This is a genomic window from Arcicella lustrica (assembly GCF_034930985.1).
Lineage (GTDB): Bacteria > Bacteroidota > Bacteroidia > Cytophagales > Spirosomataceae > Arcicella > Arcicella lustrica.
The window spans coordinates 129,646-149,494 of the sequence record NZ_JAYGIM010000007.1 but is presented as its reverse complement, the minus strand read 5'-3'; the positions used below and the strand labels follow the sequence as shown (position 1 = coordinate 149,494).

Below are 19,849 nucleotides of genomic sequence, written 5' to 3'. Positions count from 1 at the left end.
CTATTAAAGTCGTGCTTTTTTGATGTTTGATAAGTTTGTTAAAACCTACAAACTATATTCCTTTACAGTATCGATAAAACATTTTACTTTTTCAGGGTCAGTATCTGGATACACACCATGTCCTAAATTGGCAATGTATTTTTGTCCACCGAATTGCTGAATCATCGAGCGAGTTTGTTTCTTGATTTCATCAAAAGAACCGTACAATACACATGGATCAAGATTTCCTTGTAATGTTTTGCTGTCGCCAATTAATGTACGAGATTCAGCAATGTCCATGTTCCAATCTAAACCAATGGTTTCGCAATTTAATTTACCCATTTCTTCACGAGCAAAGAAAGCGCCTTTTGCAAAGACCGTCACAGGTACTTCTGTAATGGCATCACAAATCTGAGCAATATAAGGCAATGAATAAATACGGTATTGTTCTGGAGAAAGGATACCCGCCCAAGAGTCAAAAATCTGAACAAGGTTTGCACCAGCCGCTACTTGTGCTTTTAAATAAGCGATGGTACTATCGGTAATTTTCTGTAAAAGAGCATGCGAAAGTTCAGGTTCAGAATACAAGTATTTCTTCGCTTTCGAGAAAGTCTTTGAACCTCTTCCTTCAATCATGTAGCAAAGTAAAGTGAAAGGTGCACCTGCAAAACCAATTAAAGGTACACGTCCATTCAATTCTTTTTTTACAATTCTGATGGCATCTAATACATATTTCAATTCCACTTCTGGGTCTGAAACGATTAATTTATCCACATCAGCCATTGTTTTTATTACTTCTGGGAAGATTGGACCAACTTTTTCTTCCATCAAATAAGGCAAGCCCATTGCTTCTGGAATAACCAAAATATCAGAGAAAATAATGGCAGCATCAACGCCTAAAATATCAACGGGTTGAATCGTTACTTCGGCTGCTAATTCAGGATTGGTTGCTAACTGAATAAAACTTCCTGCTTTCTCACGAACGGCACGATATTCAGGTAAAATTCTTCCTGCCTGACGCATCATCCAAACGGGTACACGTTCTACTTGTTCGCCTCTAGCGGCTCTTAACAATAAATCATTTTGTAAAATTTCCATATAAACTACACGATTTCTAGAATCGTTTGTGGTATTGATAAAAGCGAATGCGTGAAATCGCTGTAATTTTCACAAAGATACGATTGTTTCATCAGACTGGATTTTCATAGAGAAAGAAATCATCAGATTATTCATAAGTATCAGCTTTTACAGACAGTAATCGACTCCTAAACAGCGCCATACGTCGAGTAAATTTCCAAGAAGCAAGAGAAGTCCTAAATCTTCCGTAAATTTGTAAAAGTTTTAAAAAGACGTATTTCATTTATAGAAAATGAGTAGCGTTTCAACATCAGTTTTATGAAAGTCTCAGAAGCAATATTTTTACAGAGTAATACAGAATACGAAAAATGCCCAAAACCTGATAAACCAGAATATGCGTTTATTGGTCGTTCGAATGTGGGTAAATCGTCTTTAATCAATACCATCGTTCAGAAAAAAGGCTTAGCGAAAACTTCGCAAACGCCTGGGAAAACCCAATTAATCAATCACTTTTTGATTGACCAAAAATGGTATTTGGTAGATTTACCAGGTTATGGTTATGCCAAAATCAGCAAAACAGAACGTGAGAAATTTGAATCAATGATTCATAATTATCTTTCAAATCGTGAAAATTTACTTTATACTTTTGTATTAGTAGATATTCGTCACGAACCCCAAAAAATTGATATGGAATTTATCAATCGTTTGGGTGAAGAAGGGATTCCTTTCTGTTTAGTTTTCACAAAAGCGGATAAATTATCGAAAACAGCAGCCGATAGAAACGTGGCATTGTATCAAGAAAAACTCCTTGAAACATGGGAAGAAATGCCACAATTTTTCGTGAGCTCTTCCGTTAATGGCTCTGGTAGAGAAGAAATCTTGCGAACAATCAATGAATTGAACATTGAATTTAAAGGTTAAAAGCACTTAGCAACTAGGAATTCAAGCCTTGTACTATTTTGCTAAGAACTTATTGAGTAATTTTGCAAAAACAAATCATTAAAATAAAACATGGAATTATTAAAAGAAATAGCCAATATTTCTGGCCAAAGTGGTTTATACAGAATTTTAAAACCAACACGTACAGGAGTAATTGTTGAAAGTTTGGATGGAAAGAAAACACGTTCGGTTGTTGGAGCGAATGCACGTGTATCAGTATTAAAAGATATTTCAGTTTATATTGAAGATCATCAAGATGCAGCGATGCCTTTAGCGAATATTTTCTTAAAAATCAGAGAAACACACGGCGAGAAGGTTGAATTAAATACAAAAAATGCTACTGAAGCTGATCTTTTTGATTTCTTAGCAACAGTAGTTCCAAACTTCGACCGTGAACGTGTTCATGGTTCTGACGTGAAAAAAATGATTAGTTGGTATAATATCATTTCAGCAAATTTACCAGAAGCATTTGTGGTTGAAGTTGTTGAAACAGCAGAAGAAACAAAATCAGAAGAAGCTTAAAGATATTTTTTTATAAGTAAAAAGCCTTGAACGTTATTAGACATTCAAGGCTTTTTTATGTTTGAGCTTGATTTTTATCAATTTATTGAAAGACAAACTATTAACAGATTTCAGATAACTGATAACTTGTACGGAAGTACTTAATTCATTAACATTTTAGGAAAACGATACGATTGTGAGTCATAAACCATCAATTGATCTATTTCTAATTCAAAGTATTTGTACAAAGGCGAACGCTGCAGATATTTATGAACACTTTCCTTACTTTTAGCATTGACAATTATCCATCCACGACCTACTTCCGCCGAAATAGCGTAAGAATCTATTACTCCTTTCAGAATTAAATCATTAATAATACTGCGATGTTCAGGAACGAGTGTCATGAATTCTTGATCAACACTAAAATAAACAGTTACTTGGTATTTGTTCATATCAATAAAAATTGTGGCTCGATTAAAAATACTAATATTGAGCGAACAAAAAAAATACCTTGACAGTTCGTTACCGATGTCAAGGTATTTTGATAATGTTTAATCGCTCTTAGCTTTTTTTAGCTTTACCTTTTGATTTTGCCGCTAATGAATTAATCCATCCTGCAATTTTCATTGCATCTTCTTTAGGTACTTTTAAAGCAGCCATTGGAGGATAACCTGGCCAGTTAGAAGGCTTCGGAGCACCGATTAATTCTACAATTTTCTCATTAGTATATTTCTTTTTTGCCACATCTGTATAAGCAGGACCAACAAGTCTAGCATCAACTTTATGACATGCAGTACAAGCGTACTTCGTTACAAGTGGCTTAATATCCTCTGGGAAGTCCTGAGCTTTTGCATTAATTGCTAAACCTGCAAGCAATAGTGCGCTAAATATCGTTTTTTTCATAATAAAGAAAAGAAAGGGTTACTGATATATTGATTAAATCTTATTTGTTCGGATAATTATAATTAGCAATAAGACTTGTTTATGGTTTAAGTAATTTCACTTATAACGACAAACATAGTTGCTTGTTTTAATACTTGATGTTAACAATATGTTAATGGCTGGCTCTGTAGGCATCTACTGAAGCTCTAACACTTCCGTGTTTTTGCAATAAGCTTTCTGCTTCATCACGAGTAATTCCTAATTCTTCCATCACCATATTCTCTGCTCTGACAACCAATTTATTATTGCTCAGTTGCATATCAACCATTCTGTTTCCTCTTACTCTTCCCAATTGAATCATCACCGAGGTTGAAATCATATTTAGAATTAACTTTTGAGCCGTCCCTGATTTCATACGAGTACTTCCGGTTACGAATTCTGGTCCTGGAATGGCTTCAATTTTAAATTCAGCCGCTTTTGATATTTCACTATCTTCATTACAAGAAATAGAACCCGTCAACAATCCATTTTCACGAGCTTTGTTTAAACCGCCGATAACATAAGGCGTTCTTCCAGAAGCAGCAATACCGATTACTGTATCTAATTCATGAATATCATAAGCTTCTAAATCTTTCCAAGCTTGTTCAATATCATCTTCTGCATTTTCAACTGCTTTACGAATAGCGCCATCACCCCCAGCAATTAAACCAATGACCAAATCAAAAGGTACACCAAAAGTTGGTGGACATTCTGAGGCATCTACAATCCCTAAACGTCCGCTTGTTCCAGCTCCGATATAGAAAAGTCTTCCTCCTTTTTTCATTCTAGGAACAATCTCTGCAACTAGTTTCTCTATTTGGGGAATGGCTTTTTCTACAGCATAAGGTACTGTTTTGTCCTCATTATTAATACCTTCTAAAATCTCACGTACTGACATTTCATCAAGGTTATCATACCGTGAGGATTCTTCTGTTGTAAGAGCTTCTAAATTAATTTCGGTCATGATGATTATAATTCAATTCTTTCAGAAAAGGCAAAAATCAACACTTATACCTCTCTTTAATCTTTGTATTAAGATATTTTATTACGTAGCAACGCTTCTATCTTTTTTGCAAATATAACAATTTGCCTTTTTAATTAAGCACAGTCCTGTCTTGACTGTAATGGTTTTACTATAAAATACAGCAGACATTTTCTATATTTTACTGAATCTTTATGATTCTGCGTAATATTTAAAAAATAAAGGTATGGTTTCTATTCCCTTGTAAAAATTAAATAAACCGTAATGCTCATTCGGCGAGTGAATAGCATCTGAATCTAATCCAAAACCCATTAATACAGTTTTTAAGCCTAATTCTTTCTCAAATAAAGCCACAATCGGAATACTTCCGCCCCCACGAGTAGGCACTGGTTTTTTGCCAAAACTTTCTTCCATTGCTTTTTCAGCAGCTCTGTATTCTTTAGAATCTGTTGGGGTAACATAAGGTTCACCACCATGATGTGGACGAACAGTTACTGTTACTCCTGCTGGTGCAATTGCTTGAAAATGCTTTGTAAACAATTCAGTAATTTTATCTGATTGTTGGTTTGGTACCAATCTCATTGAAATTTTAGCAGAAGCTTTTGAAGGCAATACTGTTTTTGCGCCTTCTCCGATATAACCTCCCCAAATACCATTCACATCCAAAGTCGGGCGAATAGATGCTCTTTCTAAGGTTGAATAACCAGCCTCGCCTCTTACATCATCTATGGCTAAATCTTTTTTATAGGCTTCTAAATCAAATGGCGTTTGTGCCATGGCTTCACGCTGAGCAGGTGTTAATTCAACCACATCGTCATAAAAAGTAGGAATCGTGATATGATTATTTTCATCATGCAATGAAGCAATCATTTTACTCAACACATTGATTGGATTCGCTACTGCGCCACCATATACCCCAGAGTGTAAATCTCTGTTTGAGCCTGTTACTTCTACTTCTAAGTAACTCAAACCTCTTAAGCCAACATCAATTGATGGAATATCATTGGCAATAATCGCCGTATCAGAAATCAAAATAACATCAGCAGTTAATCTTTCTTTATTGGCTTTTACAAAAGTACCCAAGTTATCAGACCCAACTTCTTCTTCCCCTTCAATCATGAACTTTACGTTGCAAGGTAAAGCATTGGTAGCCATCATCGTTTCAAAAGCTTTGATGTGCATATATACTTGTCCTTTGTCATCACAAGCACCACGAGCATAAATTTTTTCGTCTTTTACGACTGGCTCAAATGGAGGAGAATCCCAAAGATTTAATGGATCAGCAGGTTGTACATCGTAATGTCCATACACCAAAACCGTTGGTAAAGATTCATCTATTATTTTTTGTCCAAATACAATTGGATAACCCGCCGTTTCACAGATTTCTATGAAATCAGCACCAGCAGATTGAATTTTATCAGCAATAAATGCAGCAGCTTTTCTAACATCATCTTTGTATTTGCTATCAGCACTTATTGATGGAATTCTTAATAAATCAAGTAATTCAGCTAAAAAACGCTCTTTATTTGCTTCAATATAGTTTTTCATGTTGTTGTGATTGTGTAATGATGAGCCATTATTTTGTATTTGATGCTCAAATATTCAGTCAAAAAAATACCTTCCGTCAATTTTCTGACAGAAGGTACAAATATAATATCTTCTAACGATTTAAACGGATTCTTTCTTCGGACGAAGGTAAATTCTATTCTCTTGTCCTTTGAACAATCTCACTACATTTTTACGATGAGTAATCAGGATAAGTAAAAATAAAATAAAACCGAAGATGATGACTAAATCGTTTTCTTTACCAAAAGTCTTTAATAAAAGTAATATAGGAAACGATAGCGAAGCGATGATAGCCCCCAATGAAACATAATGAAAAGAAATAAATACTAAAAAGAAAATCACCATGCAAACTAAAGCAGCTTCTGGATGTACCGACATCACCATTCCTAATAAAGTTGCTACTCCTTTTCCACCTTTAAAATTAGAAAACACAGGAAAAATATGACCTAAAACCGCTGCAAAACCAAAAAGTAATTTAAGATTCTGGCATTCAGACCATTCAATGAGATGCCCATAATAAATCATTAAAGCTAAAGACGTTGCAATCCAACCTTTGATAGCATCAATTAATAATACGATTGTTCCTGCTCTTTTTCCTAGTACTCTAAAAGTATTGGTAGCCCCTGCATTACCACTTCCATGTTTACGAATATCAAAACCAAAATAAGCTTCACCATACCAAATTGCTGTTGGAATAGAACCAAGTAAATATGCAGCAATTGTGCAAGAAATTATAAGTACTAAAATTGACATTGATTGAGTATTAATTAATGTTAGGTAAACAGTGCTATATTTATTTTCTCTAAAACAAATATAAATCAAAATTTATTAAAACACGAAAGCCCCACAAAGTTCTTCAAATTGTACAAATTGGCTCTTTTAAATGTTTTATTTTTGAAAAACAGCTAAGATTCTTGCCTTGTTTAAGGTCTTTAATAAAATAACATAGCACAGTTCCGTAATTTTCAAAAACATAAAGCCTTGGCAATTTACATATACCAAGGCTTTATAATACTTAAAATGTCTCTTCGATTTACTATTTGTCTCCGCCGATTTTTCTATAAACTAAAGTAGCACTATCTTTTTCTTTATAGTAAATACTTCCTTCAATGGCTTTCGTAAATTCATCAGCATAAGTATCTCCAACAGGGATTCTCACTACTTTATCAAGGATTACTTCGTCGCCTTCAATACCTGTGATTTTTTCCGTTGAGATGATATAAGAACGATGAATTCTCATAAAACGATCAGGCGGTAAACGCTTTTCTAAATCCGAAAGCGTTAGATTCGTCGTAATACGTTCTTCCTTCGTATAAATAGAAGCATAGCTTTTTTGAGCTTCCATATATACCACATCTTTGTAAAGTACTTTATGGAATTTCCCTTTTACATCTACTTTTACAAAAATAAATTCTTCTCTTTTAACGGGTTGTTCTGGAGCTGCCTCAACAGATTTCGTTGGGTCATCAACCAATGTCATACTAAATGGCATTTTATTAACAGCCTTCAAAAACCTTTGATATGAAAATGGTTTAACCAGATAATCTAATACTCCATATTCAAAACTTTTCAAAGCATATTCCTGATAGCCCGTCGTCATTACGAATTTTACTTTATTTTCGAAAAGACTTACCAAATTCAAGCCATTCATCCTTGGCATTTGAATATCTGCAAATACCAAATCAACCTCCCTAGATTGTATAATACCAACAGCTTCCATAGGGTTGGTTGTCGCAGCCACTAAGTTAAGGAACGGGGTATCATTGATATAATCTACCACAAGATCTAAAGCAGATTGTTCATCATCTACTACAACACAATTAATCATTTCTTCAGAAGGTTAAAATTTACTGTAAATACTACTGTATAGTCCTCTTCGCTATCAATTATTTCTATACTATGCGCTTCGGCTGGGTATGTTGTTAAAAGTCTTTTTTTAATATTTTTAATCCCAATACCAGTTTGTCCAGCATCTGCAATAGCATTAGGATATGGATTTTTCTTGTTTGTCGCCGTGAATACAAATACCTCATCCATCAAAGTGGCTCTTATTCTAAAAGCAATTTCTGGTTCATCAAAAACACCGTGTTTAATGCCATTTTCAACAATGGTAATCAAGACCATCGGAACGATTCTATGATAAGAGAAATCTCCATCTTCCTCAAAATCAATATAAACTTTATAATGAAATCTTTGTAAATGTAATTCAATATATTGTTTTACAAAATCTAGTTCACCTTCTAAATCTACTTCATCCTCTTGCGACTTGGTACTAGTTGCATAACGTAACATTTCAGCAAAAGCTAGAACAATATCACCAGCCTCACGAGAAGCCTTTCTTACCCTTTCAAAAATCATATTAAGGGTATTATACATAAAGTGCGGATTAATTTGGGCTCTTAAAAATGCCATTTCCGCCAGAGCTTTTTCTTTCGCTAAGATAGCTATTTCCAATTCTTGTTTAGCAATTTTCGCTTCCTTTTCTGCAATGGCAATTTTTTGTTCAGCTATTTCTTGATCTCGAGCCGCAATTTCTATCTGTTGATTAATTGATTTTTGTGCAAAATAATAACCTAAAGCGTAAAAAGTAAAAATCTGGGCACTCCAAAAATTACGAGTTAATCGTTCTTGATTAATCTCCGCTCCGGGATAATCAGGAAAAAAAAATACAATTAAATAAGCATTAATAATTGAAAAAATAGAAACGGTTAAAAAAACTAGAACAATGACTACGATATATCTTTTTGCTATTAAAAATCTTGGATAAATAAATAATGTACAGCAATAAAATATCATTATCCAACAAGCACAATTTAACAAGATTACTATACTTGTAGCTAAATCAAACTTTAGTGATACAATTATATAGCTTAGTTGATAATAAATTACATACAAAATCCAAAGGATGATATGCACCTTGCTTTTTTTATTCATTTTTTAAATACTTTAAAAATTTCTAATATCAACTTAATATGTCATTGATTAATAGACATATCCATTATCTATCTATTCAAATCTATAATAGGGCTTTTGGGACTGATAATATGTTGATTAAGACAAAGTGCCATTTTCTCGTGCATTTTCTTTGCAATTTTGAATCAACAAAACGATAATACAAAAAAAGAAATTCAAACAATTAAATTATAATAAAATGAAAACTAACAGATTAAATCTTTCGAAAAAAACTATTTCTAGCTTCTCTAACACTAACAAGTTTTCTGGTCTAAACGAGACCAATTCATCACTAATGCCAAACACAACATCTTCACTAGACATTTTTGGTCTGTAATTAGTAAATGTAATATTTAATAAACGTAATTTTATGTTATAAGCAACCAAAAAAAATCCCACCTCACAGCTATATATTCTGTAAAGTAGGAGCTTTTTGTAAAACTAGTAAGTTTGTCTTAAAAAGAGAAATGTACAGACGCTTTTAATGCAAAAGGTCTTGGACTTTTCCCTGATGGTGAAAGATGGTCTAGGTAAGAAAGGCGATGAAATGCCTGAATCCTAAATATCTTAAAGATGTTATCAATACCGTATCCAACTTCTATATAAGGTTTGTTGGGGTCTAGCCCTGAAAAACTATACCTTGGCTGTAATTCTCCTTTGGTATGTCTTGGATTAATTACTGGTATCGCTTCTTGCATCAGTTCTTTATTCTCAGCTCTTTGGCTTCCTAGAAGTACATTCGCTGAAGCAATCAAACGCCATTTTAATTGACGAATGGCAGGAATACGGTTAAAAAGTAATCCATCAAAATTGTGATTATAATTTAACGAAACGTATTTGTCACTTACAAATTCAAAATAGTGCATAGTATTGAATGCTGCACGATTATAAAAAAAGGTTTCGTTCCCTAAATGTGGGAATAAAAGCGGTGCTGGCAAAGCTGTTGGAATATAGCCTGCCTGCAAAGTATAATCTGAGCGCCCAATTGTTCCGATACGAAACGATTGAAATACTTTTGCCATAAACTTATCATAACGAAAATCTCCATTGAGGACTTTCATTCCATGTTGATAAGTTAGTGTAACCGTAGGAGTACGTTTACTTCCAAGCGTTATGCGTTCATTACCATCCATTAAGAATGTTTCATTCTTTGCGAAGCGTGCTTCAACAGTAAAAAAAGTATCATTGTAATTATCTATCGTAGGAGAATTCTTTCCTTCGTCTGGTCTTGTACGGTATTGAAACTCAAAAAGTGGATCAAATCCTCTTGTCGTGAGTGAACCTGTAAAACTTATGCCTTTTGTTGGCTCTGTTTTATAGAATACTTCACTTTCTCTTCTGTAGAAAGCACCAGAAAATGCGCCCCAGCGGGTAAAAGCATAGAATATTTTATTGTCGCCAATTAATTCTGGTGTCAATCCGATACGTTCTAAGTCATAGCTGTGCTTAATACCAGCAACAGTCCAATGTCTGCGAGAAATAATATAATCTACTTCACCACCATATTTAAGTACTAAATCTTTGGTGCCAAATCCTGCCCAACCTTTTAAAATCCATTCTTTACTAAAATCTGAATTCGTTTTAAAACCTAGTCTTGTTCTAAAACCTTCAATTTTGTTGGCAGAAAAAAGTGTAATGTATGGACCTACTCCAAATTTATTAAATCTTTTATAGCCACTTGCTATGATTTCAGCGATTTCCACATAAGTCTTCACGATTGGAACATTTCTAACTGTATCAATTAATTTTGAAGCGAGAATATCTTGTGCTGAGAGTGATTCATGTCTTGCTTCAAGCCAAAATTTCGGGTCAGGCTCTTTTGAATTTTCTGCTACGTCTATTGGTAAATCATAGAAACTTAATTCTTTAGGTTGATTTACGACAAAATCTTTATTTGAAATATACATTTTCAACAACATCCCCGCCGAATTTTTAGTTAATTCTGCAATGTCAATTAAAAAACGTGTTTTTGCTGGTAACCAAGCACCTTCAGCCGTTTGCTCTAATTCCTGAGATATTTTTATTTTATCAATAAAGTTGATGTTGGCTTCTTTTCCAACGGTAGCATCAATTTGTACTAAAGCGTACGAAGTAGTATCAATATAAGCTTTCCCTATAAAAACTAAATCCTTATCATTTTTAGGGTCAAATTCCATTCCATAACAAATATGCCCATCAACATTTGTTGTATCAGATAAAAACCATTTGTATGTTCCTTTCCAGTTATCACCAAATGGAGAAATAATATCTTTCCCTAAAAATGGCACATAATTATCGTAGAAATTATAATTGGCAAAAATGTTTCCACCAACCAATTGAGAAACAAAGCCTCCTTCTTTTACACCAATACCTTTGATGTTATTTTTCAAGATAACTTCTTTCTTTCTTGAAGGACTTTCACGGAAGTAATATTTTGAAAGCGTTTCTGAAATAAAAGTTGGAATAACAGCTTTACCATCTTCGCCAGCTAATTTTTCAAACTTTTCAATAGCACCTTGTATTTGCTTCATTACCTTTCTTTCTTTAAATTTTTCAGAAAGGTTATCCACATCCAATTCCATTTTAGAATAAGAATTATACTCAAAAGCATTTAGGCGCTTTCTATCATTCTTAGCTTTATTTTCACTAAGTTTTCTAAGAATTTTAAATGCAGGATTTTCACCAGAATACACCACTACTTCGTCCAATGATTTGGCTTCTCCTTGTAATTGAAAATCTATCGTTTGCGTGAGTGCTTTTTTATCAAGAGCTTTCATTCTCTTTTTATAATTCACAGTACTGACATAGATAGAATCGGAAAGCACTTTTGTTTTGATGACATAGATGCCTTCAAAATTTGTTTGTGCTCCTACATTCATGCCTTTCAAGCCAACTGTTGCAAAAGGTAAAGGGTCTCCGTTTTTGGCATCAGTTACAACTCCAGTGATAGTGTATTGGGCATTGGTATTTTGATAAGCTAAAGCAATGATTATAACAATTAGCAGTTTTAAAATTTTTGGGTAAGTCATTCTCTTTATGAATGTTAAAGAAATTAGCATTTTCTATTCGAATTTACATGATTTAGAGGCAATATCAAATTTGCTCGCAGAATACAGACATTTCATCTATGCAAAACCCCCATTGAATGTATAAATCTTTAAAAAAACACATATTTTGAAACAATGATAACTCATAAAGCAAGATAGCCACAAGACTAAGTGATTGTTACTTAGTCTTGTGGCTATTCATCTGGTTTTTAATATTTACTTTAAAAAGCTAATTAATTTTTCAACAGCTTTTGCACGATGCGAAATTTCACCTTTTTCTTCTATACTCATTTCAGCAAATGTTATTTCATAGCCTTCTGGCATAAAGATTGGGTCATATCCAAAACCTTCGCTTCCTTTTAATTCTTCAATAATTTTACCTTTAACAATTCCTTCAAACTGATTTACTTTTCCATCTAAAATCAAGGTAATCACAGTTCTAAATTGTGCTGAACGGTCTTCTACTCCCGATAAGTTTTTTAAAAGTAAAGCAATATTATCGGCATGGCTTCTTTGCTCTCCTGCATATCGAGCAGAAAACACTCCTGGTTCACCACCTAATGCTGTTACTTCCAACCCTGAATCATCTGCGAAACAATCTACCTGATAATGGTCAAACAGATATTGAGCTTTTTGTAAAGAATTGGCTTCTAAAGTATTTCCAGTTTCAGGTAATTCTTCTTGACAACCAATTTGATTGAGCGTCAGTAACTCAAAGCGCTGTCCTAAAATAGCTTGAACTTCTTCTACTTTATGAGCATTGTTCGTTGCAAAACATAGTTTTTTCATGATAAAATAAATAAAAAGCCTCCTCATTACTACGTGAGGAGGCTCTTAATGAAAATATGAATTTATTTAACCGCAGTTACTTCTATTTCAAAATTTAATGGTGAATACGGAGGAATTGTATAAGCTCCTGTCGAGTTATCAAGACTACCCGTTTTACTATAACCTAATGATGATGGAAAAACAAAATTTCCTTTATCTCCAACTTTTAGTTTTGAAACACTTTCTTCAAAACCTGCTACGGTTGAACCCTGTCCTAAAACAAAGCTGAAACTTCCAGCATCGAATTGTTCATTATAAACATAAAAACCGTTACTATCTCTTTTTTTCGTTGGGAAAAGTAATTTCCCTGTATAAGTAACGGTAACAGTTTGTCCAGTTTTAACCAATTCTCCAGTAGAGTTTGATTTCGTAATTACATATTGTAAGCCTGTACTGGTTGAATTCACATTTAATCCTGCAAATTTACTTTGAACGAACTCTCCAATTTGTTCCGTTTCATTACGAGTTGAAATCAATTCAATACTTAAAATTGTTGGTTCTGTATATTGACTTGTTTCTGGAAAAATAAATACTCCTTTTTCGCCTTCTTTCAATAAAGCAACTGGAATATTTAAAATAGTATTGTAAGTATAATAAGGAAAACCTAATGGTACTGAAGTTGTGCTATCAAGTAATGTTCCGTCTAATTTTCTATATGTATAAAAAACTTTTACTAATTCTGTTTCCTTAGGGCTTCTTCCTGAAGTATTTGGAGTAGTTACTGCATAATAAGTGCCAGAGTTAGCTTCTTTGGTAAGTGTCAGATTGTTGGCTTTGCCGTATTGAATTACTTTATTTTCATTCTCGATGTATCTTTGGCTTGTATCTTCAAGTCCACTCGAACAGGCACTAAGTAAACCCACAACGCCAACCAACATTACCCAAAATATACTTTTATTCATTGTTTTGTATTTATTTTTATTGATCTTTCATTGCTACTATTTCTAATTCAAAAATAAGGGGTGTGTATGGTGGAATTTTCCCTCCATCTCTTGAATCTCCAGTGGCTCCATAACCTAGTGCTGATCTGAAAATTATGGTTGCCTTTTCTCCAAGTTTCATTTTATTCGCTCCTACCATAAAACCTGTTACAAAGGAAGCCGCTGTAGAACCCACGGTTAAACTCAACGAATCTGTTTTATTTAGATTGGTATCGAAGATTTCACCATTTAAGAATTTACCAGTATATTTTATCTTAGCTACTTTTCCAGCAATTAAGTCAGCAGAACCATCTCTGGTTTTGATGTATCTAACTCCTTCTGTGGTTTTTTCTGTAACTGTAATATTGTTTTTGGCGATATAATGATCAATATCTGCTTCTTCGCCGAATGTGTAGAAATAAGATATATCACAACGAACAGGTTGGTTAGCCGCTAAATTAGGGAAAGCTACTCCTCCGCCCACTAATCTTGAAGGTAAAATAAACGTACCTTTTTCTCCTTCATGCAATAAAGAAAGGAATTTCAAAAAGATATTGGTATTCGCACCGTTGTGATAAAACGTAAAAGGCTTCTTAGTTAGTACCGAAGAACTATCAATTTTAACACCGTCGAGTCTGCTAATGACATAATGCAAACGGATAGTATCACCCAAAAGCATTTGGCGACCACTTGCATTCGACTGAGTAATTGTATAATAAACCCCATTTCCAGCTTTTTGCATCGTTAGGCCTTTACTACTGATATATTGCTGGATTTGTGTTTCGTTTTGTTGGTCGATTACATTTTCTTCCAATACAACCGAAGAAAGACATGAACTGAGCAAACTCACTACCGCCCCAAACACTAAAAGGTTTAATAATTTGAACTTCATCATTACTGACTGTTATTTGATTATCAGTTATTCGTTAAAATTATAACGAAACTAAACTCTTATTTGAAACGCAAAATAACGAAATCCATTGTTGAGAATTCGTTAAAAACTGTTAAAATGGCAGAAAACCAAAAAGGTAAGTAAAAAAATACAACAAAATCTTAGAAATAAATAAATTCAAACCTGTTTAGGCTAAATTATTTACTTATTCATTTTATTGTCTTCTTCACTTACCTTCTGTGAAATCTATTGTCCGCCTTTTTTGAAATCTACTACTTCAACATCAAAAACTAAAGCAGAGTTTGCTGGAATTGGTCCTTGAGCAGCCTCTCCATATCCAATTGTTGGAGGAATCAAGAAAGTACCTTTTCCACCTTTTTTCATCATTAATAATGCTTCATTGAAACCAGGAATCATACCTCCGATTGGCATATCTAATGGACTTGGGCTTTGGTCAAATACTTTTCCATCCAAAAATTTACCTACATACATACATTTACAAACATCGCCAGTTTTAGGAGTTTCGCCTGTTCCTTCTTTCGTGATTACATATTGTAAACCAGAAGCAGTAGTTTTAAATGTTAAGCCTGATTTTTTAACATAATCAGCCATCATTTGAGGCAATTTAGTTTTACGTTCTTCAGCATCAGCTTTTGCTTTTGCTTGTTCAGCCGCCATATCTTTCTCAAATTCAGCTTTCGACTGTACTTTCAAAATCTTAACTGTATATTTTAAATCTGTTCCTTTTTTGATAAATGGAGGTAATTGCTGACCACCTTTTGCCAAAGAATCTACAGGAACATAAATTGTTGCGCTATCACCAAGAGAAAGTAAACGTAAACCATCTTCAAAAGAACCTTTGAAACCTGATAAACCAGCTGGTTGTAACATAGCACGTGCTGGTTGTGAAGCTGGCGACTCTTGAAGTACTGAGTCTGTAGAATTTTGAATTTTAGCTGTAAACGAAATAATATCTCCGTCTTTTAATTTTCTTGCTTTGTCATCGTGACTATGAATTTGGATTTTCACACCGTCTTTTACTTCTACACGATTCTTGTTACATGCAACCATCATGCTGGCAGCAAACAATACAACACTGATTCTTTTGAACATTTTTGTTTGATTTTATTGATTTTATTTTAGTTTTTTTGCTCGATGAGCGTTTATATTAAATGGGTACTGCCAATAATTCTTCCTGATATTCTGGTAAAATACTAATGAATTTTTCTACCGTTGCTTGTAAACCAATGCCTGATGTTTTGCCACCTGAAGCATTTTTATGTCCGCCACCACTGAAATACTTTGAAGCAATTTGATTCACTGCAAATTCTTCGACTGAACGGAATGACATTTTTACTGCTTCTGGGCGGTCAACAATGATTACAGACATTACAACACCTTCAATTTGTAAACCGTAATTGACAATTCCTTCGGTATCGCCCGTTTGTGAATTAAAACGTTTGAGTTCTTCTTCTGTTACAGTAAAATAAGCTACTCTATATTCTGGTAAAATGACTAATTTTTCAGAAAGAACATATCCTAAGAAATTTAACCTTTCAGCAGTTGTACTATCGTAAATTCGGCGATGAATTAAATTTGTATTCACACCAATTTCCATAATATCAGCTACAATTCTGTGTACTGCTGGTGTGGTACTTGGATGACGGAAAGAACCTGTATCCGTCATGATTCCAGCATATAGACATTCGCAAATTGGAACATCTAATAAAGATTCATCTCCTAAAAGTACTATTAGTTGAAATATCAATTGCGCTGTAGCTGCTGCTTTGGTATCATGATACGAAAATTGTGCAAAATCTTCAGGGAAAGTATGATGGTCAATCATTACTTTTATTGCATCCGATTGCCTAACTGGCTCTGCCATTGCTTCAATACGAGACAAAGCTGAAAAATCTAGGCAAAAAATCACATCTGCCTCAGCAATTAACTTATTAGACTTTCCTCTTAATTTATAATCTTCATAATTAACAACCTCCTCATTATTAGGCATCCAGAACAAGAATTTAGGATAGTCGGAAGGAGTTATAACCGTAATATGATGTCCCTTTTTTCTTAAATATCCTGCTAAACCTAATGAAGACCCAAGTGCATCTGCATCGGGTTTAAAATGGGTTGTAATTACAATTTTTTTGGGCGTATTAATCAACTCACGAAAGGCTTCAAGATTTTGCATTATATACGATTGATTATCAGGATATTATGTTTTATTCTAAATTTGAATGGCAAAGTTAGCGAGAATTCTCCACAAAAAAAGCTGCAAGGTTTCTAAAACCTTACTGCTTTGTCGTAATTTTACATAAATAATCTATTTAAATGGCGTTTTAGTTGCTTTTTGATAAGCTTTAAAACTATTTAGCTCAAAGAAATCACATTCCACACATTTCATAAATTCAAAATATGGCAACTAACAGAACTTTTACAATGATTAAACCTGATGCAGTAGCAGAAGGTAACTCTGGCGCAATTATTAAAATGATTGAAGAAGCGGGTTTCCGTATTGTAGCCATTAAGAAAACGCTACTTACTAAGGAAAGAGCTGGAGAATTTTATGCAGTTCACGCTGAAAGACCTTTTTATGGTGAATTATGCGACTATATGTCGTCGGGACCAATCATTCCAATGATTTTGGAGAAAGAAAATGCAGTATTAGATTTCCGTACTTTAATCGGAGCAACAAATCCAGCTCAAGCAGCTGAAGGAACTATTCGTAAAGTGTTTGCTAAATCGGTGCAGGCTAACGCAATTCACGGTTCTGACTCAGATGAAAATGCTGCTATTGAAGGATTTTTCTTTTTTGCTGGTGTAGAGCAGTTCTAGGAATGGTGCTATGCAGCAATATGAGTAGTAATATGTAATGTAAACATGCTACTACTCATATTTATCGTTATCGCCTAAATCTTCTCCAATAATTCTACTTGCTGCTTGTTTTAGTTTTCCAAAGAATCCTAAAGAGCTTTTCTTACCATTGGTTTCCGCAGATTTTGTATTTTCTCTACTACTCTTATTAATTGTTGTATTAACTGGTACAACTGGAATAATTACTGGAGCATCTTTTCTAAGGATTTTATAAGCCTCTTCACGCTCATCAATATCTCTAATTCCTCTCCAAACCAAACCAACAGCTGTTGAATAAGTAGGATTTTTAATCTCTTCTGTAAATGTTTTTCCTAAATTTTCGTTTGGATAACCAATTCTTACATCTCTTTGTGCTACTCTTTCAAAAAGCTGATCAATATAAGGCATTTGCGCAGTTCCACCAGTAATTACAATTCCACAGTTAATTCTATTTAAATAACCAGAACGTGTAATTTCAGCAACAACTAAAGCCATGATTTCTTTCAATCTTTCCTCAATAATAATCGCAACATTTTTTACCGAAACAATTTTAGGTTTACGCCCATTTGCACTTGGAATCGAAACAACCTCTTCAATGGCTACTTCATCAGCAATGGCAGAGCCAAATTTTACTTTTAATTGTTCCGCTTGTTCAATAGATACACCACAGCCTTGTTCAATATCTGTTGTGATTGAATCTCCAGCAAATGGCAATACGGCTACGTGTCTTACAATGTTCTTATAATAAATTACAATTTCAGTAATGCCACTTCCTATATCTACTAAGGCTACGCCAGTTTTCTTTTCTTGTTCGGTTAATACAGCTAAAGAAGCGGCTAAAGGTGAGTACACTAATCCACCTTCAATCTCCATTTTATCTTTAGAGCGTTCGATACAGCGTTTGGTTTTATCCAATTCTGCTTGAGGAGAAATAATCATTAAAAACTCTCCCTGCAATTTCAAACCACTGATTCCTACTGGTTCTTGAATTCCATTGGCAGAATCTACAGAATATTCCTGAGGTAAATTGTGCACAATCGCATTACCCTGCGAAATAAAAGTTCGCTGAGCATCATTAGCAACTTGATCTACATCTGTAACCGTTACTTCTTCTCCACGAGTTTGTCTGGTAATACCAGCCTTATGTTTTGAACTATGAATGTTCGGTCCAGCGATACTAGCCACAACACCTCTAATATGAATATTGGCTTGGTTTTCAACTTGCTCGATAGCAGACTGAACAGCTTCTATCGTTTTATTGACATTCAAAACGACACCCTTAGAGACTCTTCCAGTGGTATCGGCTTTACCCAAACCAAGAATCTCCAACTTGCCTAAACTGTCAAGTCTGCCAGCAACTACACTTACTTGCTTACTGCCTATGTCAAGTCCAACGATTATTTCATTCATGGAAGGTAGAATTTAGGAAACTTGGGATTAAGAATTTGCAACATACAGTTTTATTAAAATAAACCGCCAATATAAGTACTCTTATTGGATAATCGTTTACCGTTTAATAAAGTCTATCTTGAAACATCATCTTTACTCACAAATAATCTGATTTCTGTATTTTACACTTACTTTATGATAGGTATCCCAGCCTTTAGCAGGCAGAATATCTTTATAAAAAATTTTAATTTTCTTAAATTTAGATTCAATATCAATTCCCATCCCAAACTCAATCACATGATTTCCTACTTCGGGCACCATGGTAATACCTCCATCTTTCTCAACGATTAACTGGGTTATTTGCGCTTTCCAAAAAGGATCGTCATTGATAGCATTGATTAGTTCTAAGATAGGTTTACTTCTCACTTCTTTTAAATCCTGTATTTTATCAAAATACTTTCCCGAGAGTAATAAAACTCTGGGAGTAAAATGTTGAGAAATACCGATAAAATCGCCTTTCTCTGTGACGTAACTATCTGAACTTTTATTATATAATACTCGGGCGAGTGGTGTGTGTTCTACAATATCAATTGTCATTTCTCCGCTTAAATCACGATGAACTTGACATGACTTTACTAATTTATTTAAACAAACTCTTTTTTCAATTTTTTTAAAGTCAATCTTATCAAAAGGTTTTCCTTCGGGACTGTCAACAACGTTTGGACTAACAATCGCTAAAATCTCATCAGCAGTAACTAATTCATTTTCGTTAGCACCTTCAATGTTTACCTTGATATTCTTACATTTCTGATGATGATGAACACTTTCAGCATAAATTACAATCGACAGTAAAACTATAGTTAGTACCGTCGGCCAAATCCATTTCTTAATTTTTCGTAAGGGGTTCAATGTAATTTTATTAAAGATATTGTTTTCAAGCAATTAGAAAAAGCTTATTCACATACCTATGAAACTACTCATTATACTAATGAACTTTCTAAAAGTTTGAAAAAACCATACG

The 19,849-nt window shown here is 34.0% G+C and carries 19 protein-coding genes; 3 read left to right on the top strand and 16 right to left on the bottom strand.

The genetic code is table 11. From position 1 onward, the window contains the following. Window positions 1-45 precede the first annotated feature (45 nt). Complete coding sequence (gene hemE / locus VB798_RS10000; protein WP_323258333.1) at window positions 46-1,077, bottom strand: uroporphyrinogen decarboxylase; 1,032 nt, start codon at window positions 1,075-1,077, stop codon at window positions 46-48. A gap of 297 nt (window positions 1,078-1,374) precedes the next feature. On the opposite strand from hemE, the gene yihA reads away from it, so the two are divergent. Together yihA and VB798_RS09990 are read left to right on the top strand one after the other, a co-directional pair. After that, window positions 1,375-1,977: a ribosome biogenesis GTP-binding protein YihA/YsxC gene (gene yihA / locus VB798_RS09995; RefSeq protein ID WP_323258332.1), complete on the top strand. Its 603-nt coding sequence runs from the start codon at window positions 1,375-1,377 to the stop codon at window positions 1,975-1,977. Between the two features lie 90 nt (window positions 1,978-2,067). Beyond that, window positions 2,068-2,517: a DUF5606 family protein gene (locus VB798_RS09990; RefSeq protein ID WP_323258331.1), complete on the top strand. Its 450-nt coding sequence runs from the start codon at window positions 2,068-2,070 to the stop codon at window positions 2,515-2,517. 140 nt (window positions 2,518-2,657) lie between these two features. Here VB798_RS09990 and VB798_RS09985 read toward each other — a convergent pair whose 3' ends face one another. The 13 genes from VB798_RS09985 to VB798_RS09925 all read right to left on the bottom strand — a co-directional run bounded on the left by VB798_RS09985 (window position 2,658) and on the right by VB798_RS09925 (window position 16,777). Next, entirely contained in the window at window positions 2,658-2,948 is a 291-nt protein-coding gene (locus VB798_RS09985) for a hypothetical protein (RefSeq protein ID WP_323258330.1), read from the bottom strand. Between the two features lie 109 nt (window positions 2,949-3,057). Next, entirely contained in the window at window positions 3,058-3,399 is a 342-nt protein-coding gene (locus VB798_RS09980) for a cytochrome C (protein ID WP_323258329.1), read from the bottom strand. 151 nt (window positions 3,400-3,550) lie between these two features. Then, window positions 3,551-4,381: an N-acetylmuramic acid 6-phosphate etherase gene (murQ, locus tag VB798_RS09975; protein WP_323258328.1), complete on the bottom strand. Its 831-nt coding sequence runs from the start codon at window positions 4,379-4,381 to the stop codon at window positions 3,551-3,553. 210 nt (window positions 4,382-4,591) lie between these two features. Beyond that, window positions 4,592-5,986 carry a dipeptidase gene (locus VB798_RS09970; RefSeq protein WP_323258503.1) on the bottom strand — a complete coding sequence of 465 codons (1,395 nt, stop codon included), beginning with the start codon at window positions 5,984-5,986 and terminating at the stop codon, window positions 4,592-4,594. 81 nt (window positions 5,987-6,067) lie between these two features. Beyond that, complete coding sequence (plsY, locus tag VB798_RS09965) at window positions 6,068-6,718, bottom strand: glycerol-3-phosphate 1-O-acyltransferase PlsY (protein WP_323258327.1); 651 nt, start codon at window positions 6,716-6,718, stop codon at window positions 6,068-6,070. A 283-nt stretch (window positions 6,719-7,001) separates the two neighbouring features. After that, window positions 7,002-7,793, bottom strand: coding sequence for a LytTR family transcriptional regulator DNA-binding domain-containing protein (locus tag VB798_RS09960; protein WP_323258326.1), 792 nt, complete (start codon window positions 7,791-7,793; stop codon window positions 7,002-7,004). Beyond that, a complete protein-coding gene (locus VB798_RS09955) occupies window positions 7,790-8,899 on the bottom strand; it encodes a sensor histidine kinase (RefSeq protein WP_323258325.1) in 1,110 nt (369 codons plus the stop codon). The genes VB798_RS09960 and VB798_RS09955 overlap by 4 nt, the downstream gene beginning before the upstream one ends. A 473-nt stretch (window positions 8,900-9,372) precedes the next feature. Next, window positions 9,373-11,925 (bottom strand): DUF5686 and carboxypeptidase-like regulatory domain-containing protein, encoded by a 2,553-nt coding sequence (locus VB798_RS09950; RefSeq protein WP_323258324.1) that lies wholly within the window; start codon window positions 11,923-11,925, stop codon window positions 9,373-9,375. 234 nt (window positions 11,926-12,159) lie between these two features. Further along, window positions 12,160-12,732: a non-canonical purine NTP diphosphatase gene (locus VB798_RS09945; RefSeq protein WP_323258323.1), complete on the bottom strand. Its 573-nt coding sequence runs from the start codon at window positions 12,730-12,732 to the stop codon at window positions 12,160-12,162. Between the two features lie 62 nt (window positions 12,733-12,794). Further along, window positions 12,795-13,673: an FKBP-type peptidyl-prolyl cis-trans isomerase gene (locus VB798_RS09940; RefSeq protein ID WP_323258322.1), complete on the bottom strand. Its 879-nt coding sequence runs from the start codon at window positions 13,671-13,673 to the stop codon at window positions 12,795-12,797. A 16-nt stretch (window positions 13,674-13,689) separates the two neighbouring features. Further along, window positions 13,690-14,586, bottom strand: a complete 897-nt coding sequence (locus VB798_RS09935) for an FKBP-type peptidyl-prolyl cis-trans isomerase (RefSeq protein ID WP_323258321.1) — start codon at window positions 14,584-14,586, stop codon at window positions 13,690-13,692. Between the two features lie 243 nt (window positions 14,587-14,829). Then, entirely contained in the window at window positions 14,830-15,696 is an 867-nt protein-coding gene (locus VB798_RS09930; RefSeq protein ID WP_323258320.1) for an FKBP-type peptidyl-prolyl cis-trans isomerase, read from the bottom strand. Window positions 15,697-15,751: 55 nt separating this feature from the next. Then, window positions 15,752-16,777: a DHH family phosphoesterase gene (locus VB798_RS09925; RefSeq protein ID WP_323258319.1), complete on the bottom strand. Its 1,026-nt coding sequence runs from the start codon at window positions 16,775-16,777 to the stop codon at window positions 15,752-15,754. 224 nt (window positions 16,778-17,001) lie between these two features. Here VB798_RS09925 and VB798_RS09920 point away from each other — a divergent pair, with 224 nt between their 5' ends. Further along, window positions 17,002-17,421: a nucleoside-diphosphate kinase gene (locus VB798_RS09920; protein WP_184136654.1), complete on the top strand. Its 420-nt coding sequence runs from the start codon at window positions 17,002-17,004 to the stop codon at window positions 17,419-17,421. Window positions 17,422-17,472: 51 nt separating this feature from the next. Here VB798_RS09920 and ftsA read toward each other — a convergent pair whose 3' ends face one another. Both ftsA and VB798_RS09910 read right to left on the bottom strand, forming a co-directional pair. After that, window positions 17,473-18,849, bottom strand: a complete 1,377-nt coding sequence (gene ftsA / locus VB798_RS09915) for a cell division protein FtsA (protein WP_323258318.1) — start codon at window positions 18,847-18,849, stop codon at window positions 17,473-17,475. 132 nt (window positions 18,850-18,981) lie between these two features. Then, window positions 18,982-19,737, bottom strand: coding sequence for a cell division protein FtsQ/DivIB (locus VB798_RS09910; protein WP_323258317.1), 756 nt, complete (start codon window positions 19,735-19,737; stop codon window positions 18,982-18,984). Window positions 19,738-19,849 lie beyond the last annotated feature (112 nt).